We start from the raw sequence: 22,467 nt of genomic DNA, 5'->3' as shown, positions 1-22,467 counted from the left end.
GTGGGGGCTTGCTTGACGCTGTGCGCGGGCGCGGGCCAACATCACCGGATCCGGCAAGGCCGCCGAGGTGCGGCCGCTTTCATGCAGACGACAGGCACATGACCGACATTCCGATCGAGGAGACAACCGTCGAGACGCCGCAAGGGCGCCTCTTTGCGAAACGCTGGCGCGGCGGCCCGGCGCAACGGGCAGCGGGTACGGGCGAGCCGGCCGCACCTATGCCGGCCGCACCTAAGCCGGCCGCACCGATCGTGCTGCTGCACGATTCGCTCGGCTGCGTCGACCTGTGGCGCGACTTCCCCGCGCAGCTCGCGAGCGCCACGCAGCGCGACGTGATCGCCTACGACCGCCTCGGTTTCGGCCGTTCGGATCGGCACCCGGGGAAGCTCGGCACGACGTTCGTGCGCGACGAGGCCGATCATGCGTTCGCGGCATTGCTCGACCAACTCGATGTCGACGCGTTCGTCGCGTTGGGGCACAGCGTCGGCGGCGGGATGGCGGTCGGGTGTGCCGCCGCCTATCCGGCGCGTTGCCGTGCGCTCGTGACGATCGCCGCGCAGGCGTTCGTCGAGGATCGCACGCTGGCCGGCATTCGCGACGCGGGGCAGCAGTTCGACGAGCCGGGCCAGCTCGACCGGCTCGCGCGTTATCACGGCGACAAGGCCGAATGGGTGCTGCGCGCGTGGGTCGACACGTGGCTGTCGCCCGCGTTTCGCCACTGGAGTCTCGACGACGATCTGCCGCGCGTGCAATGCGCGACGCTCGCGATTCACGGCGAAGACGACGAATACGGATCCGACGTGCATCCGAAGCGGATCGCCGCGCGCGTCGCGGGGCCGTCGTCGTATCTGTTGCTCGGCCGATGCGGGCACATGCCGCACCGCGAGCGGACCGACGACGTGCTGGCCGCCATCGCGACGTTCCTGCGCGACGCGCTCGCCTGAGCGCGGCTGCCGTCGGCGGGCGCGGGCCCGCCGGCCCTCAGAAGGCGAGCTGGATCGCGAGGTCGATCGCGAGCAACGCGATCGAACAGCCGATCCCGAGGATCACGTTCGGCAGCCGGTGCTCGAAGTCGCGATTGTCGCGGCGCATCGCGGCGCCGAGCAGGAAGATCGCCTCGACGAGGATCTGCAGCCCGACGAACAGCAGCATCAGCAGATACTCGTAACCCATCTGCTTGAACGCGCCGAACTGCATCCCGTGATCGCGGATCCATTGGCCGACGCGCAGCAGTTCGTAGACGAACAGCAAGGCGGGAAACAGGTAGCTGATGAAATAGGTCGGCGCGGTGGCGTGCCGTAGTTCGAGGTGGAAGTGCTGATGCGTGGTTGCCATCACGAATCCCTCCTTGCAACGCATGATTGCGGTCGCGACGGCCGCGCGACGATGTGCCGATACAGGGATTACCCGAGGCGTCGTGCGCAGCCGTACGTCGCCAGCATACTGCCGCGCGGGAAATTTGGCATGCGATGCATGCGTTCGTCGTAAAAATGCATATGCGCCGCGCGACGCGGCTATCGCACCGTATTCACCGGATGCGCTGCGCTGGCCGGTTCTGCGTCGCTCGATGCATCACCGGCGCCGTTCAGCGTTTCGCTTCCGCGCCTTCGACAAACAGCTTCGCGACCGCCTGGAACTCCCGTTTCAGCGACAGGCCCGGCACGGTCAGCCAGCGCAGCATCGCCGCGAGATAGAGGTGATGGAACCACGTCGCGAGCTGGTCGGCCCGCAGCGTGCCGTTCAGTTCGCCTGATTGCTGCCCGGCTGCGATCAGCTGCTGCCACACGAGCGCGATATCGCTGCCGCTCTCGTTGCCGCTTTCCGGTTCGGCCACGCCGATGCTCAGGAAGCGATGGCGCAGATACGCGAGCAGGTACGCGGGATGCTGCTCGCACCACGCGGCCGATGCATCGAGCACGCAGCCGATGCGCGACACGAACGTCTTGCGCCGCGCGACATCGCGCTGCAGATGGGCGAGATCGCGCGCGAGTTCACCTTCGAGCCAGTGCGCGAGCACGGCTTCCTTCGTCGCAAAGTGGTTGTACAGCGTGCGCTTCGCGACATCGGCCTGCGCGGCGATCTGCTCCATCGTGACGGCATCGTAACCGTGCGCGTCGAACAGGCGTGCGCCGGTGGCGGCGAGGTGCGCGAGCATCTGGATGCGCTTGCGCGCGCGGCGGCCCGGATCGTCGGTCGGAGTCGGCATGGCGAGGGATCGGATAAAAGTGTACGAATTGCATTAGTATACGACGTGCACTTTTATGAATCCACCTGCCTCCGTCGGGCGCAAGGAGTCACGCATGAAACTCGTCATCGCCACCTACGGCACCGAAGGCGACACGCGCCCGCTCGCGGCGCTCGGCCGTGCGCTGATCGATGCCGGCCATGACGTCCGGCTGCTGGCCGACGCGGCGACGCTCGGCTCGGCCGCCGTGCTCGGCGTGCCGTCGGCGGCGTTGTCCGGCGATATCCGCCGTGCGATTGCGCCGGAGGGCGCATTGGCCGATGCGGTGCGCGGGCGCGGCGGCTTCAACGACACGTCGAAGGCGCTCGCGGCGATCGCCAACGCGAACACGGCCGCGTGGATGCGGCAGGTCGCGGATGCGTCGGCCGGGTGCGATGCGATCCTCGTGTCGGGGCTCGTATCGTTCGTCGGCTTGTCGGTTGCCGAGTATCGCGGCGTGCCGGCGATCGGCGCCGGCATGATCCCGATTACGCCCACCGCGGCATTCGCATCGCCGTTCCTGCCGCCGCAGAAGGTGCCGCGCTGGCTGAACCGCGCGAGCCACCGGTTCGTGAACGCGCTGTTGTGGCAGGCGTTCAGGCAGTCGACGAACGCGGCGCGCGCGAGCGTGTGCGGGTTGCCGCCGCGCAGGCGGGTGTGGACCGATCACCCGATGCTGTACGGCGTGTCGCCGGCACTGCTGTCGGGCCCGGCCGACTGGCCGTCGCAGGCGCTGGCTTGCGGCCAGTGGCGAATCGATGCCCGTGAATGGGAACCGCCGCCTGATCTCGCGGCGTTTCTCGACGCGGGCGATCCCCCCGTGTACATCGGTTTCGGCAGCATGGCCGGTTTCGATCGCGCCGGGATGGCCGATGCGCTCGTGCGCGCGCTCGCCGGCCGGCGTGCGCTGTTCCATCCGGGCTGGAGCGGTATCGACGCGTCGATGCTGCCCGCGCACGTTCATGTGATCGGCGATACGCCGCATGACCGGCTGTTCCCGCGTGTGTCGATGGCGATCCATCATGGCGGGTCGGGCACCACGCATTCGGCTGCGCGGGCCGGCATTCCGTCCGTCGTCGTGCCGTTCGCGGGCGATCAGTTCTTCTGGGCGAACCGGCTGCAGCGGCTCGGCGTCGCGGATGCGCCGGTCGCGGGGCGGCGCGTGGACGCCGCCGCGCTTGCGCGGGCCATTGCGTTCGCGGAGCGCGGCGACACGAAGGCGCGCGCAACGGAACTCGGCGCACGCATCGCGCGGGACGAAGGCCTGACGCTGGCCGTCAGTGCGATCGAGCGCCGGGGACGGCCGGGCGCGCGGTGAGCCCGCGCGTCGACGTCAGAAATGCCCGGTGAAGCGATAGCGGCTGCCCGGGTGCCACAGGTTGGCGACCGACGCGACCATCCCTTGCGACCACGTGCGTCGATGCAGCAGCAGGCACGGCTCGCGGTCGTCCATCGTCAGGTGGCGGCGTGTTTCGGCGTCGGGCATCGCGGCCTCGATCCGGTATTCGACGCGCTGCAGCGGCGCGACGCGCGTCAGGTACTGGTTCGGCGTCGTCGTCGTGAAGTCCTGCAACGCGTATTCGGGCGCGCAGGCCGGATTGACCCAGCGTTCCTCGAGCTGCACGGGCGTGTCGTTCTCGAAGTGCAGCACGCGTGAATGGAAGATCGGGCTGCCGGTGTCGAGCTGCAGTTCGTCGGCGAGCTTCGCGTCGGCAACGGCCGCGCCGACCAGCAGCACCTGCGCGCGATAGCCGTGGCCGCGCGCGGCGACTTCGTCCGAGATGCTGCGGATCGCGACGAGCGTCGATTCGTACTTCGGCGACGCGACGTACGTGCCGGAGCCGCGCGTGCGCGTGAGCACCTGCTCGGCGGTCAGTTCGCGCAGTGCGCGGTTCACGGTCATCCGCGCGACGTTGAATTCGCGCGCGAGTTCGTTCTCCGATGGCACCTGGTCGCCTTTCGCCCATTCGCCGGCATGAATGCGCGCGAGGATGAAGTCCTTGATTTCCTGATAGATCGGTGTGGTCATGGGATCACGGTTCCAGAGTCGGCGGCGGCCCGCCGCCGAATGCCGATCCGGCGCGCGCCCGGCGCCGAGTGTACCGGTTTCGCGGGCGTGCGGGCCCGGATTTCCCGAATGATCCCTGTTCGGCCGGCGCGCGTCCATGCGGGATTGCACAGAGCGGCCGGCCCGCGGCAGTCCGCGCGCGGTCAGAACCGATGCCGGATGCCGACCGTCGCGACCACCTGCGTGTTGGTCGACGAAGCCGCGAGCCCCGTCACGTTCGCGAAGCCGAGCGTCGCGCCCGACGGCACGCCGAACTGGTGCTGGTAGACCGTCTCCGCATACACGTCGGTGCGCTTGCTCAGCGCGTAGTCGGCCATCAGCGTCACCTGGTGCCATTTCGGCCGGTGGCTGCCGGTGGCGTCGTCGTAGCGGCCATCGGTGAACGTATAGGCGCTCGCGAACGAGACGGCCGGCGTCAGCGTGTAGCGCGCGTTGACTTCGAAGTTGTCGAAGCGCAGCGCGTTCAGCGCGCCGGGCAGCGACGACGCGGCCGTTTCGTCGAACATCGAGTGCGTCCACAGCGCGCCGACCGTCAGCCGGTCGAAGGCGTAGCTGCCGCCCGCGCCCATCACGCGCTGGCGCACGGCCGGGAAGTTCGGGCCGTCGTTCGTCGACAGCGCGCCGCCGGCCGTCAGCCCGCCGCGGTTGAGCTGCAGGTACGCGGCGCCGAGGCTGACCGGCCCGTTCGCATACGACATGCCCGCGCTGTACGCGCGGTTGTTCGCGAAGCCGCCGGCCGCGTTGCTGAACCCGTACAGGCCGCCGAACTGCCAGCCGGCGAGCGTCGGGCTCGTATATTTCACCGCGTTGTCGATGTAGAACGAATCGTCGATGTTGTCGTTGTCGAACGGATGCGACGCGAGATTGTTGCCGTCGCCGTTGTTCGCCATCGCGAGCGGGCCGAGGTAGTCGACCACGGCATCGTATTGGCGGCCGAGCGTCACCGCACCGTACCGGTCGCTCTGCAGGCCGACGTACGCGCGGCGGCCGAACATCGTGTTCCGGTAGGACTGCGTGCCGTTGTTCAGGTTGAAGCCGTTCTCGAGGCGGAACAGCGCATGCAGGCCGCCGCCGAGATCCTCGTTGCCGCTCAGGCCGAAGACCGTATTCGACAGCAGGCCACTGCCTTGCTGCCACGCGCTCTTGCCCGACTGGTTGTTCGTATAGGCGATGCCCGCATCCAGCATCCCGTAGAGCGTGACGCTGCTTTGCGCATGCGCGGCGGCGCCGAAGAATGCGAGGGAAAGGGTACCGACGACTGCTTTTTTCATTGCGAGTGCTTCCTGGAAAGGCCCGTCGCGACGGGAACGACGATTCGTCGCGCGTTCGCGCCGGAACACGCGTTCGAATCGATGAATCGATGAATCGTTGAAAAGGGGAGGCCGCTAGTGCTGCAACAGGCGGATCGTGCCGAACTCGGCGGCCGGCAGCAGGCGGAGGATCGACAGGATGGCCGGCGATGCCTGCGACCGTGCGACCTCGAGCTCGATGCAGGCGCGCCCGGTGCGCTTGTCGATAGCGGCCGTGTAGAAATTGAGCGCGGCGCCGACCGCCTGGTGCAGCAGGCGCCGCACGACGGCGAGGTTGTCGGATTCGACGCGGATCGACAGCAGCACGCGTTCGTCGGCAGGGTACCGGCGCCGCGAACGAACGGGCGGCAGAGCGCGTGAAGCGGCGGTTTCGGTTCTGGTCGGTTTCATGCTGGCACCCCGGTCGCATCGTGCTCCGCACCGCGGAGATCTCGTCTTGGACATGCCGCCCATTCTAGGAATCGCGGTGACGATACGGTGTATAGACTCGCGCGGGCCCTGAAAAGAACGCATAAAAATGCCCGTCGGCCGGCTTTCGTCTTTACAGCTTTTTTATTCCTTGTAAAGAAATTGAACACCGCTTTGATACGCGGATTTCTACACTGTCGCATCCCATTCGCCAGACGAGCATGGGGGCGTCACGCGGGCCTGCGCCGGCAAGGCAAGGCCCGCCACGCCGACGATCGCGCGGTGTCGCCGCGCATATGAAAAAAGGGGAAAGCCATGTTGTGGATCACCGGCGCGCTGTCGCTCGCGCTCTTTATCTATCTGTTTCATGCATTGATCAAACCCGAGCGGTATTGATCGGCGCGATTCAACAGGAATTCGAAAAATATCGGTGGATGTCATGAGCGATCTGCTTTTCATTCTGTTCACGCTCGCGTTCTTTGCCTTGACGGCCGGTTTCATCACCGGCCTTGACCGGATCTGAGCGAGCGTCGACATGTTCAACAATCTCATTCAATTCGCGATCGTTCTCGCGATCATGCTGGCGCTGGTGCCCGTCGTCGGGAAATGGCTCGCGCACGCCTTTACGAGCCCGCGCCACGCGTGGGTCGAACGCCGTACCTATGCGCTGCTCGGCGTGAATCCCGACGAAGCGATGTCGTGGCAGCGCTACGGCATGGTGCTGCTGCTCGGCAATGCCGGGATGATGCTGCTCGGTTATCTGCTGCTGCGCATCCAGGACACGCTGCCGTTCGATGCACTGCAGCGCGCCGCGCAAAGCCCGGACCTCGCGTTCAACACCGCCGCGTCGTTCATCACGAACACGAACTGGCAGGCGTATGCGGGCGAGAGCAGCCTGTCGAACTTCTCGCAGATGGCCGTCATCACGTTCCTGATGGTGGCCAGCGCGGCGACCGGCATCGCGGCCGCGGGCGGCTTCATCCGCGGGCTGAGCCGCAAGAGCGCGGCGGACATCGGCAATTACTGGGTCGACTTCACGCGCGTGACCTATCGTGTGCTGCTGCCGCTCAGCTTCGCGATGGCGCTCGTGTACGTGTGGCAGGGCATGCCGCAGACGCTCGCGTCCGATGCGTGGGCGACCACGCTCGAAGGCGCGCGCCAGCAGATCGTGACGGGGCCCGTTGCCAGCCTCGAATCGATCAAGCACATCGGCACGAACGGCGGCGGCTTCTTCAGCATGAACGCCGCGCATCCGTTCGAGAACCCGACGCCGCTCACCAACACGCTGCACATGCTGTCGATGCTGCTGATTCCGTCCGCGCTGACGTACACGCTCGGCACGATGATCGGCCGGCGTCGCCAGGGCTGGGTGATCCTCGGTGCGTTCGTCGTGATGTTCGTCGGCTTCCTGGCCGTGATCTATTCGGCCGAGCAGCACGGCAATCCGCTCGTGGCCGGGCTCGGCGTCGACCAGCAGATGAGCGCCGCGCAGCCGGGCGGCAACATGGAAGGCAAGGAGATGCGCTTCGGCATCGCGCAGACGAGCCTGTTCGCCACCGTCACGACCGCCGCGACCACCGGCTCGGTCGACGCGATGCACGACTCGCTGACGCCGCTCGGCGGCCTCGTGCCGATCGCGCAGATGATGCTGAACAACGTGTTCGGCGGCGACGGCGTCGGGCTGATCAACCTGTTCACGTTCGCGATCCTCACGGTGTTCCTGGTCGGGATGATGATCGGGCGCACGCCGGAATTCCTCGGCAAGAAGATCGAGGCGCGCGAGATGAAGCTCGTGATGCTCGCGGTGCTCGCGCATCCGTTCAGCATCCTCGGCTTCACCGCGCTGGCCGCGATGCTGCACTCGACGATGGACAGCCTCGCGAACCTCGGCCCGCACGGCTTCAGCGAAGTGCTGTACGCGTACACGTCGGGCACCGCCAACAACGGCTCCGCGTTCGCGGGCCTGAACGCGAACACGCCGTTCTTCAACACGACGATCGGCTTCGCGATGCTGATCGGCCGCTACCTGACGCTGCTGCCGATGCTCGCGGTCGCGGGCAGCCTCGCCGCGAAGAAGAGCGTGCCGGAAAGCGCGGGCACGCTGTCGACGTCGACGGGCCTGTTCGCCGGCCTGCTGGTCTTCGTGATCCTGGTCGTCGGCGGTCTCACGTTCCTGCCCGCGCTCGCGCTCGGCCCGGTCGTCGAGCACCTGCTGATGTCGGGCGGCCAACTGTTCTGAGGAAAACATCATGATGCAAGGCAATCGCCAGGCAGCGGCCGCCGCCGCGCCGGCACCCGGTTCTTCGTTCGGCGCGGCGACGCGCGGCCTCGTGCGGCCCGTGATCGCATCGTCGGTGCTGTTCATGCTCGTCACGGGCATCGCGTATCCGCTGCTCACCACGGGCGTCGCGAACGTGCTGTTCCCGTCGCAGGCGCGCGGCAGTCTCGTGGAGCGCAACGGCACGACGATCGGCTCGACGGTGATCGGGCAGTCCTTCACGCGGGCCGGCTACTTCCACGGGCGGCCGAGCGCGACGACCGGCACCGATCCGGCCGATCCGTCGAAGACGGTCGAACAGCCGTACAACGCGGCCGGCAGCGGCGCCAGCAACCAGGGGGCAACCAGCAGGAAGCTGCTCGCGGATATCGCGCAGCGGGTACGCGCATACCGGCAGGAGAACGCGCTCGCCGCCGGCACGCCGGTACCGGCGGATGCCGTGACCGCGTCGGCATCGGGGCTCGATCCCGAGATCTCGGTGGCGAACGCGCGGCTGCAGGCGGCACGCGTCGCGCAGGCACGCGGCGTCGATGCCGCACAGGTCGCGGCGCTGGTCGAACGCATCGCATCGCCGCGCCAGCTCGGCGTGCTCGGCGAACCGCGCGTGCGCGTGCTCGACCTGAACCTCGCGCTGGATCGCGCATTCGGCCAGGCGGCCGGCGCGAAGTAATGGCAGGAACCACGGAGTCACTCATGTCCCATATCGAAACCCCGATCAATCCGGCGGCGCTCCCGGTCGGCGCCGTGCCGCCGATGCGCCGGACGGCCGTGCTGCGCGAGGCCTTCCGCAAGCTCGCGCCGCGCGTGCAGTTGAAGAATCCCGTGATGTTCGTCGTCTATCTCGGCAGCATCGTCACGACCGTGCTGTGGCTGCAGGCGCTGACCGGCGCGGGCGATGCGCCGGCCGGCTTCATCTTCGCGGTCGCGTGCTGGCTGTGGTTCACCGTGCTGTTCGCGAACGCGGCCGAGGCGCTGGCCGAAGGGCGCGGCAAGGCGCAGGCCGACGCCCTGCGTGCGGCGCGCAAGCGCGTGTATGCGAAGGTGCTCGACGAGCCGAAGCGGTACGGCAGCACCAGCCATCGCGTGCCGAGCGACGAACTCGCGGCCGGCAGCATCGTGCTCGTCGAGGCCGGCGACACGATTCCCGCCGACGGCGAAGTGATTGACGGCGTCGCGTCGGTCGACGAATCGGCGATCACCGGCGAATCCGCGCCCGTGATCCGCGAGTCGGGCGGCGATTTCTCGTCGGTGACGGGCGGCACGCGCGTGCTGTCCGACTGGATCGTCGTGAAGATCACCGCGCAGCCGGGCGAGGCCTTTCTCGACCGGATGATCGCGATGGTCGAGGGCGCGAAGCGCGGCAAGACGCCGAACGAAGTCGCGCTGACGATCCTGCTCGTCGCGCTGACGATCATCTTCCTGCTCGTGTGCGCGACGCTGCTGCCGTTCTCGCAGTTCAGCGTGCTGCTGAACGCGTCGGGTTCGGCGGTGAGCCTGACCGTGCTGATCGCGCTGCTCGTCTGCCTGATCCCGACGACGATCGGCGCGCTGCTGTCGGCGATCGGCATCGCGGGGATGAGCCGCATGATGCGCGCGAACGTGCTCGCGACGTCGGGCCGCGCGATCGAGGCGGCCGGCGACGTCGACGTGCTGCTGCTCGACAAGACCGGCACGATCACGCTCGGCAACCGCGAGGCCGTGCAGTTCCGGCCGGCGCCGGGCGTGGACGAGCGTGCGCTGGCCGAGGCCGCGCAGCTGTCGTCGCTTGCCGACGAGACGCCCGAAGGGCGTTCGATCGTCGCGCTCGCGAAACAGCGGTTCTCGCTGGAGGGCAAGCCGATCGACGGCGGTTTTGCCGTGCCGTTCAGCGCGCGCACGCGGATGAGCGGCCTCGATATCGGCGGGCGGCAGGTGCGCAAGGGCGCGGCGTCGGCGATCCGCGCGCACGTCGATGCGCTCGGCGGTGCGTTTCCGCAGGCGGTCGAGACGGCCGTCAACGAAATCGCGCGGCGCGGCGGCACGCCGCTCGTCGTCGCCGACGGCGCCCGCGTGCTCGGCGCGATCGAGCTGAAGGACATCGTCAAGCACGGGATCGCCGCGCGCTTCGCCGAGTTGCGCAAGGTCGGCGTGAAGACCGTGATGATCACCGGCGACAACCGCCTCACCGCGGCGGCGATCGCGGCGGAAGCCGGCGTCGACGACTACCTGGCCGAAGCGACGCCCGAGGACAAGCTGCGGCTGATCCGCGAGCACCAGGCGAAGGGCCATCTCGTCGCGATGACGGGCGATGGCACCAACGACGCGCCCGCACTCGCGCAGGCCGACGTGGCCGTCGCGATGCACAGCGGCACGCAGGCGGCGAAGGAGGCGGCCAACATGGTCGACCTCGACAGCAACCCGACGAAGCTGATGCAGGTGGTCGAGGTCGGCAAGCAGATGATCATGACGCGCGGCGCGCTGACCACGTTCAGCGTCGCCAACGATCTCGCGAAGTATTTCGCGATCATCCCGGCCGCGTTCGTCGCGACCTATCCGGCGCTCGGCGCGCTGAACGTGATGGGCCTGCACAGCCCGACGTCGGCGATCCTGTCGGCGGTGATCTTCAATGCGCTGATCATCGTCGCGCTGATCCCGCTCGCGCTGAAGGGCGTGAAGTATCGCGCGGAACCGGCCGGGAAGCTGCTGGGGCGCAATCTGCTGATCTACGGCGTGGGCGGAATCGTTGCACCGTTCATCGGCATCAAGCTGATCGACATGCTGCTGACGCCGTTTATCTGACCGAACGCGCCGTCGCGGCCCCGCTCACGCCTTCGCGGCGTGCGCGGGGCCGTTCGGCGTTTCAATTGCCGGAAGCGATCATGGATGTGAATGTGAACGTGAAGGATGCGCATCGACGGGCAACGGGGCGGCGGGACACCGCTGCCCGCCGCAGCGGGGCCGGCGCGCGCCGCGACCGCTGGCGAGCCGTGCTGCGCGCGTGCGCGGCGCTGGCCGACCGCATCGCGGGCGCGGGGCCCGATACGCGGCCGGCGCTGGCCGTGCGCGAGGCGCACCCGCGCACGCATGCGTGGGTGTCGCAGTACGCGGTGCCGCTGCTGCTCGCCACGCTCGTGTGCGCGCTGGCGACGCTGGCGGCGAGCGCGCTGCTGCGCGTGTTCGACCTGTCGAACGTCGTGATGCTGTTCCTGATGACCGTCGTGCTGATCGCGCTGCGGCTCGGCCGGCTAGCCGGTGCGTGGGCCGCGTTCGTCTGCGTCGGCTGCTTCGACTTCTTCTTCGTCGAGCCGAGGCTGTCGTTCGCGGTGTCCGATACGCAGTACGTGTTCACGTTCGCACTGATGCTCGCCGTCGCGCTCGCGATCGGCCAGCTCGCGGCACGCCTGCGCGCGGAGGCGCGGGCCGCGCGCGCGAACGAGAAGCGCTCGGCCGCGCTCGCGCGTGTCGCGCACGACCTGTCGGCGGCGATCGAAACCGAACAGATCGCATCGATCTGCACCGGCACGATCGCGCCGCTGCTCGGCGTGCGCGTCGCGCTCGTGCTGCCCGATGCGGACGACCGTCTGATGCCGGCGCCGCACGCCGCGTTCGTCGAAGCGCCGATCGCGCGCTGGGCCTACGAGCATGCGCGCGGCGCCGGGTGCGGGCTGCCGCCGTTCGAGCGCGCGGCCGCGCAATACCTGCCGCTGAAGGCGCCGATGCGCGTGCGCGGCGTGCTCGTGCTGTTCGGCGACGCGCAGCCGGTACCCACGGACCCCGACGATCGCCGCCTGATCGACGCGCTGTGTTCGTCGATCGCGATGGCGCTCGAACGCGTGCACTACGTCGGCGTTGCGCAGCACACGCTCGTCCGGATCGAAGGCGAGCGGCTGCGCAACGCGCTGCTCGCCGCCGTGTCGCACGACCTGAAGACGCCGCTGACCGCGATCCGCGGGCTCGCCGAGACGCTGGAGCGGCCGGAGCGGCTGGCCGACGGGCAGCCGGCCGCGCTCGCGCACGGCATCCGCAACCAGGCCGAGGCGCTGCACGGGCTCGTCGTGAACCTGCTCGATCTCGCGCGCATGCAGAGCGAGGGCGTGCGGCTGAATCGCGAGTGGCACATGCTCGACGAGATCGTCGGCAGCGCGCTCGCGCATTCGGCCGGCGTGCTGGCCGGCCGCGACGTGAGCGCCGACCTGCCGGCCGACCTGCCGCTGATCGACGTCGACGCGCTGCTGATCGAGCGCGTGCTGATGAACCTGCTCGACAACGCGGCGAAGTACGCGGGCGCGGATGCGGCCGTGGCGGTGCGCGCACGCGTGTTCGGCGAAACGCTGTACGTGTTCGTCGAGGACGACGGGCCCGGCTTCGTCGCGCGCAACACCGAGCCGCTGTTCGAGCCGTTCGAGCGCGAGCGCAAGGAATCGTCGATCAGCGGCGTGGGGCTCGGGCTCGCGCTGTGCCGCAGCATCGTCAACGCGCACGGCGGCTCGATCCGCGCGGTGCCGCTCGATCCGCACGGCGCGCGGTTCGAGATTCGCCTGCCACTGGGTGCGCCGCCCGACATCGAACACGAGAGCCGGACATGATCAGATCGCGCGTACTTATCGTCGAGGACGAATCGGACATCCGCCGTTTCGTGCGGATGGCACTGGAACAGGAGGGGCTCGACACCTGCGAGGCGTCGACGGCCCGCGAGGCGCGGATGTACGCGTCGAGCAGCAAGCCCGATCTCGTGATCGTCGATCTCGGGCTGCCGGACGACGACGGCAAGACGTTCATCCGCGAACTGCGCGAATGGTCGACGGTGCCGGTGATCGTGCTGTCGGCGCGGCAGCAGGAGGTGGAGAAGGTCGCGGCGCTCGACGCGGGCGCGGACGATTACCTGCCGAAGCCGTTCGGCGTGCCCGAACTGCTCGCGCGGGCGCGCGCGCAGTTGCGGCGCGCGGCGTTCGTGTCGGCCGACGGGCAATCGTCGTCGATCGTGCGCTTCGGCGACGTGACCGTCGATCTCGGCAAACACGAAGTCGCCCGCGGCGGCGAGCCGGTTCATCTGACGCGCCTCGAATTCCGGCTGCTCGCCGCGCTGATTCGCGCGCGCGGCGGCGTGGTCGCCGCGCGGCAATTGCTGGCCGAGGTGTGGGGGATCCACGACGCGGAACGCGCGCACTACGTGCGCGTGTACATGACGAACCTGCGGCAGAAGCTCGAACCGGTGCCGGCGCGCCCGCGGCACCTGTTGACGGAACTGCAGTTCGGCTACCGGCTGGTCGGTCTGGAAACGGTCGGCATGACGGACGGGCAGCGTGATGCGGCATCGGCAGGTCTAGACAGGTGAAAACCCGCTCCCGGCCACGAACCTGCGCACGGAGAAAGCTGTCGTTTAGCTCGATGTAATTCGTAATTAATTGAAATTGAAGGGAATTTGCGACCCACGGCCATAATCCGCCGACAATTAGAGATAAACACGGATTGCTGGTGGTGCGCCTGCGCGGGCAAAGTTGTATGTACAACTTGGGCGGTCGCCGGACGAGGCGATGCCCGGGTTGGAAGGGTTCACGGCGGGGCGCCGTGCCGGCCGCGCCGGTGCGGGCTGTCCGACAGGACCCTTGCCCAGTTCGTCCACGACAGGAACGTCATGAAGAAACTCGCGCTCAGTATTGCCCTCGCCTGCATCGCGGTCGGTGCCCACGCCAAGGATTGGTCGACGATCCGGTTCGGCGTCGACGCCAGCTATCCGCCGTTCGAATCGAAGGACGCAAGCGGCAAGGTCGTCGGCTTCGACGTCGATCTCGGCAACGAGATCTGCGCCCGCCTGAAGGCGAAGTGCGTGTGGATCGAGAACGACTTCGACGGGATGATTCCCGCGCTGAAGGCGAAGAAGTTCGACGGCGTGCTGTCGTCGATGTCGATGACGCCGGCGCGTGCCGAGCAGATCGCGTTCTCCGACAAGCTGTTCAACACGCCGACGCGCCTCGTCGCGAAGAAGGGCGCGAACCTGCAGCCGACGGCCGAATCGCTGAAGGGCAAGTCGGTCGGCGTCGAGCAGGGCACCATCCAGGAAACCTACGCGAAGACGTACTGGGCGCCGAAGGGCGTGCGGGTCGTGCCTTACCAGAACCAGGACGGCGTTTACCAGGACCTGATGTCGGGCCGCCTCGACGCGGCGCTGCAGGACGCGGTGCAGGCCGACATCGGCTTCCTGAAGACGCCGCGCGGCGCGAGCTTCGATTTCGCCGGCAAGGACATCGACGATCCGAAGACGCTCGGCAACGGCGCCGGCATCGGGCTGCGCAAGGACGACGCCGACCTGAAGGCGAAGATCGACCACGCGATCGCCGACATCATCAAGGACGGCACGTACAAGAAGCTCGAGAAGAAGTACTTCGCATTCGACGTCTACGGCGGCTGACCGTCCGTGCGGCGCGCATCGCTTGCGGCGCGCGCCGCATCCGTTGCCGGGTGCAATCCGCTTCACGGGATGCGTCCGGCTTGATGAGCGGGTCGCATCAGGTAGTGCGCAGATATCGTTTGATGCGCGGTTAATGGCTATTGACAATCCAGCCACTTCGTTCTGGATCCCTTCTATGATCTTCCAAGGATTTGGCCCGCTTCTGTGGGCCGGCACGGTCGAGACCGTGAAGCTCGCGGTGCTGTCGCTGGCCGCGTCGCTCGTTCTGGGCCTCATCGGTGCGAGCGCCAAGCTGTCGACGAACCGCGTGCTCAAGTCGATCGGCACCTTCTACACGACGCTGATCCGCGCGGTGCCGGATCTCGTGCTGATGCTGCTGCTGTTCTACGGGATCCAGATCCTGCTGAACAACTTCACCGACATGCTCGGCTGGGACCAGATCGACATCGACCCGTTCGTGGCGGGCGTCATCACGCTCGGCTTCATCTACGGCGCGTACTTCACCGAGACGTTCCGCGGTGCGTTCCTGTCGGTGCCGCGCGGCCAGCTCGAAGCGGGCTTCGCATACGGGATGAGCGGCTGGCGCGTGTTCCGCCGCATCCTGTTCCCGCAGATGATGCGCTTCGCGCTGCCCGGCATCGGCAACAACTGGCAGGTGCTCGTGAAGGCCACCGCGCTCGTGTCGATCATCGGCCTCGCCGACGTCGTCAAGGCGTCGCAGGACGCGGGCAAGAGCACGCTCGATTTCTTCTTCTTCACGCTTGCGGCAGGCGCGATCTACCTCGCCATCACGACGGTGTCCAACGTCGTGCTGCATCACCTCGAGAAGCGTTATTCCGTCGGCGTCCGGAGGCTCGCACTGTGATCGAACTCGTCAGCCAGTACTGGCAAAGCTATCTCTACACCGACGGCTACCGCTTCAGCGGCCTCGCGATCACGCTGTGGTTGCTGGTCGTGTCGATCGCGCTGGGCTTCGCGCTCGCCGTGCCGCTCGCGATCGCGCGCGCGTCGTCGAACCGCTGGATCTCGGGCCCGGTGTGGCTCTATACGTACGTGTTCCGCGGCACGCCGCTCTACGTGCAGCTGCTGATGTGCTACACGGGCATCTACAGCCTGCAGGTCGTGCACAACCACGTGCTGCTCGACACGTTCTTCCGCAACGCGATGAACTGCACGCTGCTCGCGTTCGTGCTGAACGAATGCGCGTATGCGACGGAGATCTTCGCGGGCGCGATCAAGGCGACGTCGGCCGGCGAGATCGAGGCCGGCATGGCCTACGGGATGTCGCGCTTCAAGCTCTATACGCGGATCATCCTGCCGTCCGCGCTGCGCCGCTCGCTGCCGAGCTACAGCAACGAAGTGATCCTGATGCTGCACGCGACGACGCTCGCGTTCACCGCGACCGTGCCCGACATCCTGAAGGTCACGCGCGACGTCAATTCGGCGACGTACATGTCGTTCCAGGCCTACGGCATCGCGGCCGTGCTGTATGCCGTCGTCGTGTTCACGCTCATCTGGGCGTTCCGCAAGCTCGAGACGCGCTGGCTCGCGTACCTCTCGCCGCGCGGCCATTAACGCATTCGCAAGATTCGCAAGGAAGGACCCAGCATGTACAAGCTTACCGTTGACAACCTGCACAAGAAGTTCGGCGACAACGAGGTGTTGAAGGGCGTGTCGATGAAGGCGAAGGCCGGCGACGTGATCAGCATCATCGGTTCGAGCGGCTCCGGCAAGAGCACGTTCCTGCGCTGCATCAACTTCCTCGAGCAGCCGTGCTCGGGGCAGATCACGATCGGCAGCGAGCCGATCGAGACCACGCGCGACCGCAACGGCTCGCTGCGGGTGGCCGACCAGAAGCAACTGCAGCGGATGCGCACCAAGCTGTCGATGGTGTTCCAGCACTTCAACCTGTGGGCGCACATGACGGTGCTCGAGAACGTGATCGAAGCGCCGATGGCCGTGCTCGGGGTGAGCAGGGACGAGGCGATCGCGCGGGCGCGCAAGTACCTGGAGAAGGTCGGCCTCGCACCGCGCGTCGAGGGCATGTATCCGTCGCACCTGTCGGGCGGCCAGCAGCAGCGCGTGGCCATTGCGCGCGCGCTCGCGATGGAGCCGGAAGTGATGCTGTTCGACGAGCCGACGTCGGCGCTCGATCCGGAGCTGGTGGGCGAAGTGCTGAAGGTGATGCAGAAGCTCGCCGAGGAAGGCCGCACGATGGTCGTCGTCACGCACGAGATGGGCTTCGCGCGCAACGTGTCGAATCACGTGATCTTCCTGCATCAGGGAAAGATCGAGGAGGAAGGGAATCCGCAGGAGATTCTCGTGAATCCGAAAAGCGAACGGCTCGGGCAGTTCCTGTCGGGGCGGTTGAAGTAAGCAGGCGGGCGGTGGTGCAGGGTGGAACGCTAAATGCTTGTCACGCGGGATCCTTTCGATGAAGGAGCACTGCGATGAGCGAGCAGACCACCACCGCTTTTTCCCATGTGAAGCCGCAGGACACCGCGTATCGCGGCGAAGGCCTGCGCGACTTCTTCCTGTATCGCGATCTCGGCATCGCGACCGCGACGAACGGCAAGGTCGTCGCGCAACTCGTCAGGGCGAATCATGCACCGGAGGCGGGCACCGGCTGGCACCGTCACGAGGCCGAGTTCCATATCGTGATCATGCTGAAGGGCTGGGCGCGCTTCATGTACGGCGAACGGGAGACGCTGGTGGCGGCCGGCGACTGCGTGCATCAGGCGCCGGGGATCGTCCACTATCTGTTCGACTACTCGCCTGACATGGAGTACCTGGAGATCGTCGGGCCCGCCGATTTCAAGTCGATCGACGTCGACGGGCCGTGCGCCGTGCCGCCGCCGACGCCGTGGGGGGAGGCCGGCGCGTAGCTGCCCGGTTGCCCCCTGGGCGCGCATCACGCGCACGCTTGCATCAGACCGCCTTCGGGCGGTTTTTTCGTTGTGCGCTTCCTGGAAACTTCCGTGCGTACCGATCACGCCTGCGACACGTTTCCCCTTCCCCGGCAACGTTCTTTCGAATTCCGAACGGTCGGGAAGCTGAAGATCCGGAAAGAAAAGAAAGACATTCGTCAGCTTCGACGCGCTGGCCGCGCCGCGATGTCAAAGATCGTCAATTGCGCGGGGCGGCGGTGCACGGCCTGCCGACGACCGGCGTTAAGGAGGTACCAGCCGGATCGCCGGTTGACCTACCCGGGAGAGTTTCATGAAGCGCATCGCGAAGATCCTGACGGCTACCGCAGTGGCATGTGCGGTTCTTGTTCCGGCGCTTGCCGAAGCGCATTCGCATCGTGTGTGCCACGTCGATCATCACCACCATCGCGTGTGCCGCTGGGTGCGGTAAGCGCGAATTTTCCGGGGCGACCCGGAACGCATTCTTCAGTCAGGCAAATCAGGAGAGGATCATGAAAAAAACGATGTTGATCGCCGCGCTGGTCGCCGGCATGGGATTGTCGATCGGTGCGTTCGCGCAGGTGCCGGCCAGCGCGCCGGCCGGCACGACCGGTCTGTGCAAGGACGGCTCGTTCTACTCGGGCGAGTCGAAGAAGGGCGCATGCGCGGGCCACAAGGGCGTGAAGACCTGGTACGGCGCCTCGTCGGCGGCAGCCGCGAGCGCACCGGCCGCGGCGCCGGCAACGGCGGCCTCCGCTGCCGCTGCATCCGGCACCGCGCCGGCGAAGAGCGCGGCCGCGACGACCGCGGCGGCAGCGCCGGGCGGAGGCCCGGGCAAGGTGTGGGTCAACGACAGCACGAAGGTCTATCACTGCTCGACCGACAAGTATTACGGCAAGACGAAGCACGGCAGCTACATGTCGGAAGCCGATGCCAAGGCGAAGGGCTACCACGCGTCGCACGGCAAGGCCTGTTCGTAACGCAGGCCGACGCGCGAGCCCGCTTCCTCGCGCGTCGTCCGCACGCTGCGGCCACTCACGCCCCGCCAACCTCGGCGGGGCGATTCGTTTTCAGCGCCGTCCGGTTTCAGCGGGCTTGATCCGACGCCGCGGCGGTCGTATCGGTCGCGCCGTCGTGCGCCGCTGCGCGCGCGTCTAGCAGCGCGCGCAGCGTCACGTAGTGCGTGCCGTCCGCGTCGCCTTCCGCGCCCGCGGTGCGATCGTACGGCTCGTTGTCATGGATCGTCGCGCGCACGATCGGATAGATCTGCGTTTCCCAGCGGCTGCCGTTGAACACGCCGTAGTGGCCCGCCCCGGTCTGCACGTGGTGCGTCTTCAGGTACGACGGCAATCCCGAACACAGCTCTTGCGCGGCGACCGTCTGGCCGACCGCGCAGATATCGTCCTTCTCGCCCTCGATCGTCAACAGCGCGGTGCGATGAATCGCCGCCGGCTCGACGAGCCGGTCGCCGACCGTCAGCTCGCCGCGCGCGAGCGCGTATTGCTGGAACACCTTCTCGACCGTTTCCAGATAGAACTCCGCGGTGAGATCGGCGGTGGCGAAGTATTCGTCGTAGAAGTGCCGCAGCGTGTCGGCTTTCGCCGGGTCGCCTTTTGCGCGCTCGTAATACAGGTCGGCAAACGACGCCGCGTGGCGATCGGGATTCATCGACATGAACGCGCCGACCTGCACGAAACCCGGATACACGCATCGTTGCGCGCCGACGAAGCCCGCCGGCACGACGCTGATCAGGTTCCGCGCGAACCATTCGATCGGCTGGCTCGTCGCGAGCGCGTTGACCTTGGTCGGATTCACGCGGCAGTCGATCGGCCCCGCCATCAGCGTCAGGCTCGCGGGCTGCGCCGGATCGCCGCCGGCGGCCATCAGCGCGACCGCCGCGAGCGCGGCGACGGTCGGCTGGCAGACCGCGAGCACGTGCGCGTCCGGCCCGATCTGGCGGATGAAGTCGATCACGTGCATGACGTATTCGTCGAAGCCGAACCGTCCGGCCGTCAGCGGGATGTCGCGCGGGTTGTGCCAGTCGGTGATGTACACGTCGTGGTCGGCCAGCATCGTATGCACGGTGCCGCGCAACAGCGTCGCGAAATGCCCGGACATCGGCGCGACGATCAGCACACGCGGCTGGGGCGCGACCGGCAGCGCCTTGCGGAAATGCAGCAGCGTGCCGAACGGGGTGGCCGCGGCGGCTTCCTCGACGATCGGCACCGTTTTGCCGTCGACGACGATCGAAGCGATGCCGAACGGCGGACGCCGGTGCGAGAACGCGCAGCATTCGAGCAGTTCGCACAGCGCGTCGAGCATGCGGCCGGTCGGCGTCGCGGTGGAGGGCGGCCACAGCGACATCGTCGCGCGGGCGGCCGCGGCCCATGCGCGCGCGGGGCGCACGCATTCGGCAGACCATTGATAGAACGGATAGGCAAGCAGATTCATGGCCTTTGCTCGTTGTGCCGCGTTGCATCGAACGAGGCAAGCCATGTGCCAGCCCGTGGCTGGCACGCGCGTTGCACGCGGTTCGGAAGCGCGGCGCCGCAGGCGGCACGCGAGAACCGGCAGCCGCGTGCGATGCGTTGCGGCGCCGGTCTGGCGCCGCGACAGCGTGCGTTGCCGCGCCGGTTCGGCGAATCCGCGGCACCGGCATGGTGCGGGTGAGCCGCGTGGCGTCCGTTTTCGGTGCAGGGGCACGAACGGTTTTGGACAGGGGAGCGACATGGAAGTCACCGGACAGACGACGCTGACCATCAGCAGCCGCAATTACTCGTCGTGGTCGATGCGCGGCTGGCTGCTCGCGAAGCTGAGCGGGCTCGTGTTCGAGACGGTCAGCGTGCCGATCGATGCCGCGTCGCGCGCGGAGTTGCTGCTGCTGTCGCCGTCGATTCTCGTGCCGTGCCTGACGCACGACGGCAACACGGTGTGGGACACGCTCGCGATCGCCGAATACCTGAACGAGATCCGGCCGCAGGCGCGGCTGCTGCCCGAAGACCGGCGAGCGCGCGCGCATTGCCGGTCGATCTGCGGCGAGATGCATTCCGGTTTCAGCGCATTGCGATCCGCGTTGCCGATGAACCTGCGCGCGCATTTCCCCGGCTTCCGGATCTGGTCGCGCGCACAGCACGACATCGAGCGGATCGTGACGATCTGGCGCGAGTGCCTGGCCGCGTACGGCGGCCCCTGGCTGTTCGGCGCGGAGATCGGGATTGCCGACGCGATGTATGCGCCGGTCGTCACGCGCTTCCTGACCTACGACGTGAAGCTGGAGCCCGATATCGCCGAGTACTGCATGCAGGTGCTCGCGCATCCGTTCGTGGCGGAGTGGATCGATGCGGCGAAGGCGGAGCACGAAGACATCGACGAACTCGACATGGAGTTCTGACGCGCGGGATCGCACGTCGCTTTCAATTGCACTACACGCACCGGCATCGAAACGAACGTTTCGATCCGGCGGCGTAACGCGCAAACGTTTTACCTTGATTTCGGTTCGAAGCGAGGACGAATGCCCTAAAGGATGTTGAGCGCGATGACGTAAACGAGTCACGGGGACGACTCGCGATCGCATGCTTCCGACGTGCGACGCGCAGTCCGCAACAATCAGCGCAGCAGGGGAATCGACTTGAATCGTCAGCAATCGTGGACGCGTACGGCGGCGCCCGGGGAAATCATTTATTCCGAGGGTGTTGCGGGCGAGCCCGTCATCTTTCTGATCACCGACGGCAAGGTCGAACTGTCCACGCGATGCGACGACAAGCGCGTCGTCGTCGCGACGCTCGGTCGGGGCGAGTTCTTCGGTGAATCGGCGTTGCTCGCGGCCGAGCCGCGTGCCCATACCGCGAAGGCGCTTTCATTCTGTCAGCTGACGGTCGTGCCGGCCGGCATGCTCGACGAGGAAATCGAGCGTGTGTCGGCGCTGCTGCGTCATATCGTGCGCACGATGATCCGCCGCGTGAAGCGCAAGGACGACCAGCTCGCGACCTATACGCATGCCGACTTCATGCCGGGCGTGCTGTCGTATGCGCATGTGCTGGCGCTGATGGCGGGCGCCGATGCGCGCGAAACCGGCGACGCGTGGACGCGCCGGCCGATGCAGGCGCATGCGGCCGAAACGTCGGTGCCGCTCGCCGAAGTGATCCGCAAATGCCGTGCGATCGCCGGCCACTCGCGGCCGCACGTGCTCGCGATGCTGCGACGCATGGAGAAGCTCAATCTCGTCACGATCGAAGCAGCACAGGCGGACCACGCCGGCGGGGCGGCCGATTATGCGGCGTCGTCGGATGCGCGCCAGGTCGTCACGTTCGACGCCGCGCGCGTGATCGATCGCGCGCAACAGGTGGCCGATCACGATCTCGACCTGTCGATCAACAGCGAACTCGAGCTCATCGAGCTCGCCGATCTCGAATCGCTGATCGGCGTCGAGAAGACGATGCTGCTCAACAAGCTGTCGAACGGCGAGATTGCCGACGAAGTGTTCGCGTTCCGCAAATCGAAGGTGCTCAGTTACGTCGAGCAGAAGGGCGTCGCGTACTTCTCGCGGCGCAACGCGCGTCGCGGCGGCGACGTGCGCGCGCTGGAGGATCTCGTGTGGATCGACCAGCGCACGCTGTTCGACGTCATCAGCGCGTTCGACACCTACGATCTCGCGAAGCTGATCGCGAATCTCGACGATCGCGCGGTGGCCGACAAGCTGTTCTCCGTGATGACCGAGGCGCGGCGCAACGAGGTGTCGTGGGTGATGCGTCGCGAGCTCAAGCTCGATCCGGTCGAGATCGAGGACATCGAGCGGCGCGTGCTGGATGCCGTTCGCGCGGCGAAGGCGCCGGCGGCGGGCACTGCGCCCGTCGCATCGGCATCGGATGCATGACCAAGGGGGCGC

The 22,467-nt window shown here is 67.3% G+C and carries 23 protein-coding genes; 16 read left to right on the top strand and 7 right to left on the bottom strand.

Translation table 11 applies throughout. The features are described from left to right. Window positions 1-98: 98 nt before the first annotated feature. A complete protein-coding gene (locus tag APZ15_RS20645) occupies window positions 99-944 on the top strand; it encodes an alpha/beta fold hydrolase (protein ID WP_027790940.1) in 846 nt (281 codons plus the stop codon). Between the two features lie 37 nt (window positions 945-981). On the opposite strand, the gene APZ15_RS20640 is transcribed toward APZ15_RS20645, so the two are convergent. Together APZ15_RS20640 and APZ15_RS20635 are read right to left on the bottom strand one after the other, a co-directional pair. Beyond that, the gene (locus APZ15_RS20640; RefSeq protein WP_027790941.1) at window positions 982-1,335 is read right to left on the bottom strand and encodes a hypothetical protein; all 354 of its coding nucleotides are present in this window, start codon (window positions 1,333-1,335) and stop codon (window positions 982-984) included. A 250-nt stretch (window positions 1,336-1,585) separates the two neighbouring features. Continuing rightward, window positions 1,586-2,206: a TetR/AcrR family transcriptional regulator gene (locus tag APZ15_RS20635; RefSeq protein WP_027790942.1), complete on the bottom strand. Its 621-nt coding sequence runs from the start codon at window positions 2,204-2,206 to the stop codon at window positions 1,586-1,588. A 94-nt stretch (window positions 2,207-2,300) separates the two neighbouring features. On the opposite strand from APZ15_RS20635, the gene APZ15_RS20630 reads away from it, so the two are divergent. Beyond that, complete coding sequence (locus APZ15_RS20630) at window positions 2,301-3,542, top strand: glycosyltransferase (protein ID WP_027790943.1); 1,242 nt, start codon at window positions 2,301-2,303, stop codon at window positions 3,540-3,542. Between the two features lie 15 nt (window positions 3,543-3,557). Here the strand turns inward: APZ15_RS20630 and hutC are convergent, their stop codons facing one another. From hutC to APZ15_RS42825, 4 genes are all read right to left on the bottom strand, one after another. After that, entirely contained in the window at window positions 3,558-4,253 is a 696-nt protein-coding gene (hutC, locus tag APZ15_RS20625) for a histidine utilization repressor (RefSeq protein ID WP_027790944.1), read from the bottom strand. A 182-nt stretch (window positions 4,254-4,435) separates the two neighbouring features. After that, window positions 4,436-5,563 (bottom strand): porin, encoded by a 1,128-nt coding sequence (locus tag APZ15_RS20620; protein WP_027790945.1) that lies wholly within the window; start codon window positions 5,561-5,563, stop codon window positions 4,436-4,438. 114 nt (window positions 5,564-5,677) lie between these two features. Next, a complete protein-coding gene (locus tag APZ15_RS20615; RefSeq protein ID WP_080981915.1) occupies window positions 5,678-5,992 on the bottom strand; it encodes a hypothetical protein in 315 nt (104 codons plus the stop codon). A 207-nt stretch (window positions 5,993-6,199) separates the two neighbouring features. After that, the gene (locus tag APZ15_RS42825) at window positions 6,200-6,547 is read right to left on the bottom strand and encodes a hypothetical protein (RefSeq protein WP_230952147.1); all 348 of its coding nucleotides are present in this window, start codon (window positions 6,545-6,547) and stop codon (window positions 6,200-6,202) included. Here APZ15_RS42825 and kdpA point away from each other — a divergent pair. The 12 genes from kdpA to APZ15_RS20560 all read left to right on the top strand — a co-directional run bounded on the left by kdpA (window position 6,546) and on the right by APZ15_RS20560 (window position 18,562). Beyond that, window positions 6,546-8,249 carry a potassium-transporting ATPase subunit KdpA gene (gene kdpA / locus APZ15_RS20610; RefSeq protein WP_034196025.1) on the top strand — a complete coding sequence of 568 codons (1,704 nt, stop codon included), beginning with the start codon at window positions 6,546-6,548 and terminating at the stop codon, window positions 8,247-8,249. The two genes, APZ15_RS42825 and kdpA, sit on opposite strands and share 2 nt — an antisense overlap. Before the next feature lie 10 nt (window positions 8,250-8,259). Further along, window positions 8,260-8,958, top strand: coding sequence for a potassium-transporting ATPase subunit KdpC (gene kdpC, locus APZ15_RS20605; protein WP_027790948.1), 699 nt, complete (start codon window positions 8,260-8,262; stop codon window positions 8,956-8,958). A gap of 83 nt (window positions 8,959-9,041) precedes the next feature. After that, window positions 9,042-11,066 carry a potassium-transporting ATPase subunit KdpB gene (kdpB, locus tag APZ15_RS20600; protein WP_034196136.1) on the top strand — a complete coding sequence of 675 codons (2,025 nt, stop codon included), beginning with the start codon at window positions 9,042-9,044 and terminating at the stop codon, window positions 11,064-11,066. An 80-nt stretch (window positions 11,067-11,146) separates the two neighbouring features. Beyond that, window positions 11,147-12,853: a DUF4118 domain-containing protein gene (locus tag APZ15_RS20595; RefSeq protein WP_027790950.1), complete on the top strand. Its 1,707-nt coding sequence runs from the start codon at window positions 11,147-11,149 to the stop codon at window positions 12,851-12,853. Continuing rightward, on the top strand, window positions 12,850-13,602 hold the full coding sequence (locus APZ15_RS20590) for a response regulator (protein WP_027790951.1): 753 nt from the start codon (window positions 12,850-12,852) through the stop codon (window positions 13,600-13,602). The genes APZ15_RS20595 and APZ15_RS20590 overlap by 4 nt, the downstream gene beginning before the upstream one ends. A 300-nt stretch (window positions 13,603-13,902) precedes the next feature. Further along, window positions 13,903-14,676: an ABC transporter substrate-binding protein gene (locus APZ15_RS20585; protein ID WP_027790952.1), complete on the top strand. Its 774-nt coding sequence runs from the start codon at window positions 13,903-13,905 to the stop codon at window positions 14,674-14,676. Window positions 14,677-14,851: 175 nt separating this feature from the next. After that, the gene (locus tag APZ15_RS20580; RefSeq protein ID WP_027790953.1) at window positions 14,852-15,541 is read left to right on the top strand and encodes an ABC transporter permease; all 690 of its coding nucleotides are present in this window, start codon (window positions 14,852-14,854) and stop codon (window positions 15,539-15,541) included. After that, window positions 15,538-16,251 (top strand): ABC transporter permease, encoded by a 714-nt coding sequence (locus APZ15_RS20575; protein ID WP_011355969.1) that lies wholly within the window; start codon window positions 15,538-15,540, stop codon window positions 16,249-16,251. The genes APZ15_RS20580 and APZ15_RS20575 overlap by 4 nt, the downstream gene beginning before the upstream one ends. Before the next feature lie 33 nt (window positions 16,252-16,284). Continuing rightward, complete coding sequence (locus APZ15_RS20570) at window positions 16,285-17,052, top strand: ABC transporter ATP-binding protein (protein WP_027790954.1); 768 nt, start codon at window positions 16,285-16,287, stop codon at window positions 17,050-17,052. A 74-nt stretch (window positions 17,053-17,126) separates the two neighbouring features. Next, a complete protein-coding gene (locus tag APZ15_RS20565; RefSeq protein ID WP_027790955.1) occupies window positions 17,127-17,561 on the top strand; it encodes a cupin domain-containing protein in 435 nt (144 codons plus the stop codon). 334 nt (window positions 17,562-17,895) lie between these two features. Continuing rightward, entirely contained in the window at window positions 17,896-18,033 is a 138-nt protein-coding gene (locus tag APZ15_RS41800; RefSeq protein WP_021157327.1) for an HHHH-motif protein, read from the top strand. 61 nt (window positions 18,034-18,094) lie between these two features. Beyond that, entirely contained in the window at window positions 18,095-18,562 is a 468-nt protein-coding gene (locus APZ15_RS20560) for a DUF3761 domain-containing protein (RefSeq protein ID WP_027790956.1), read from the top strand. Window positions 18,563-18,668: 106 nt separating this feature from the next. Here the strand turns inward: APZ15_RS20560 and APZ15_RS20555 are convergent, their stop codons facing one another. Next, the gene (locus APZ15_RS20555) at window positions 18,669-20,033 is read right to left on the bottom strand and encodes a polyhydroxyalkanoate depolymerase (RefSeq protein ID WP_027790957.1); all 1,365 of its coding nucleotides are present in this window, start codon (window positions 20,031-20,033) and stop codon (window positions 18,669-18,671) included. A 277-nt stretch (window positions 20,034-20,310) separates the two neighbouring features. On the opposite strand from APZ15_RS20555, the gene APZ15_RS20550 reads away from it, so the two are divergent. Together APZ15_RS20550 and APZ15_RS20545 are read left to right on the top strand one after the other, a co-directional pair. Further along, window positions 20,311-20,973: a glutathione S-transferase family protein gene (locus tag APZ15_RS20550; protein WP_027790958.1), complete on the top strand. Its 663-nt coding sequence runs from the start codon at window positions 20,311-20,313 to the stop codon at window positions 20,971-20,973. A 237-nt stretch (window positions 20,974-21,210) separates the two neighbouring features. Further along, a complete protein-coding gene (locus APZ15_RS20545; RefSeq protein ID WP_027790959.1) occupies window positions 21,211-22,455 on the top strand; it encodes a Crp/Fnr family transcriptional regulator in 1,245 nt (414 codons plus the stop codon). Window positions 22,456-22,467: the final 12 nt, after the last annotated feature.

The organism is Burkholderia cepacia ATCC 25416 (genome assembly GCF_001411495.1).
Classification (GTDB): domain Bacteria; phylum Pseudomonadota; class Gammaproteobacteria; order Burkholderiales; family Burkholderiaceae; genus Burkholderia; species Burkholderia cepacia.
This window is presented reverse-complemented; position numbering and strand designations above follow the sequence as displayed.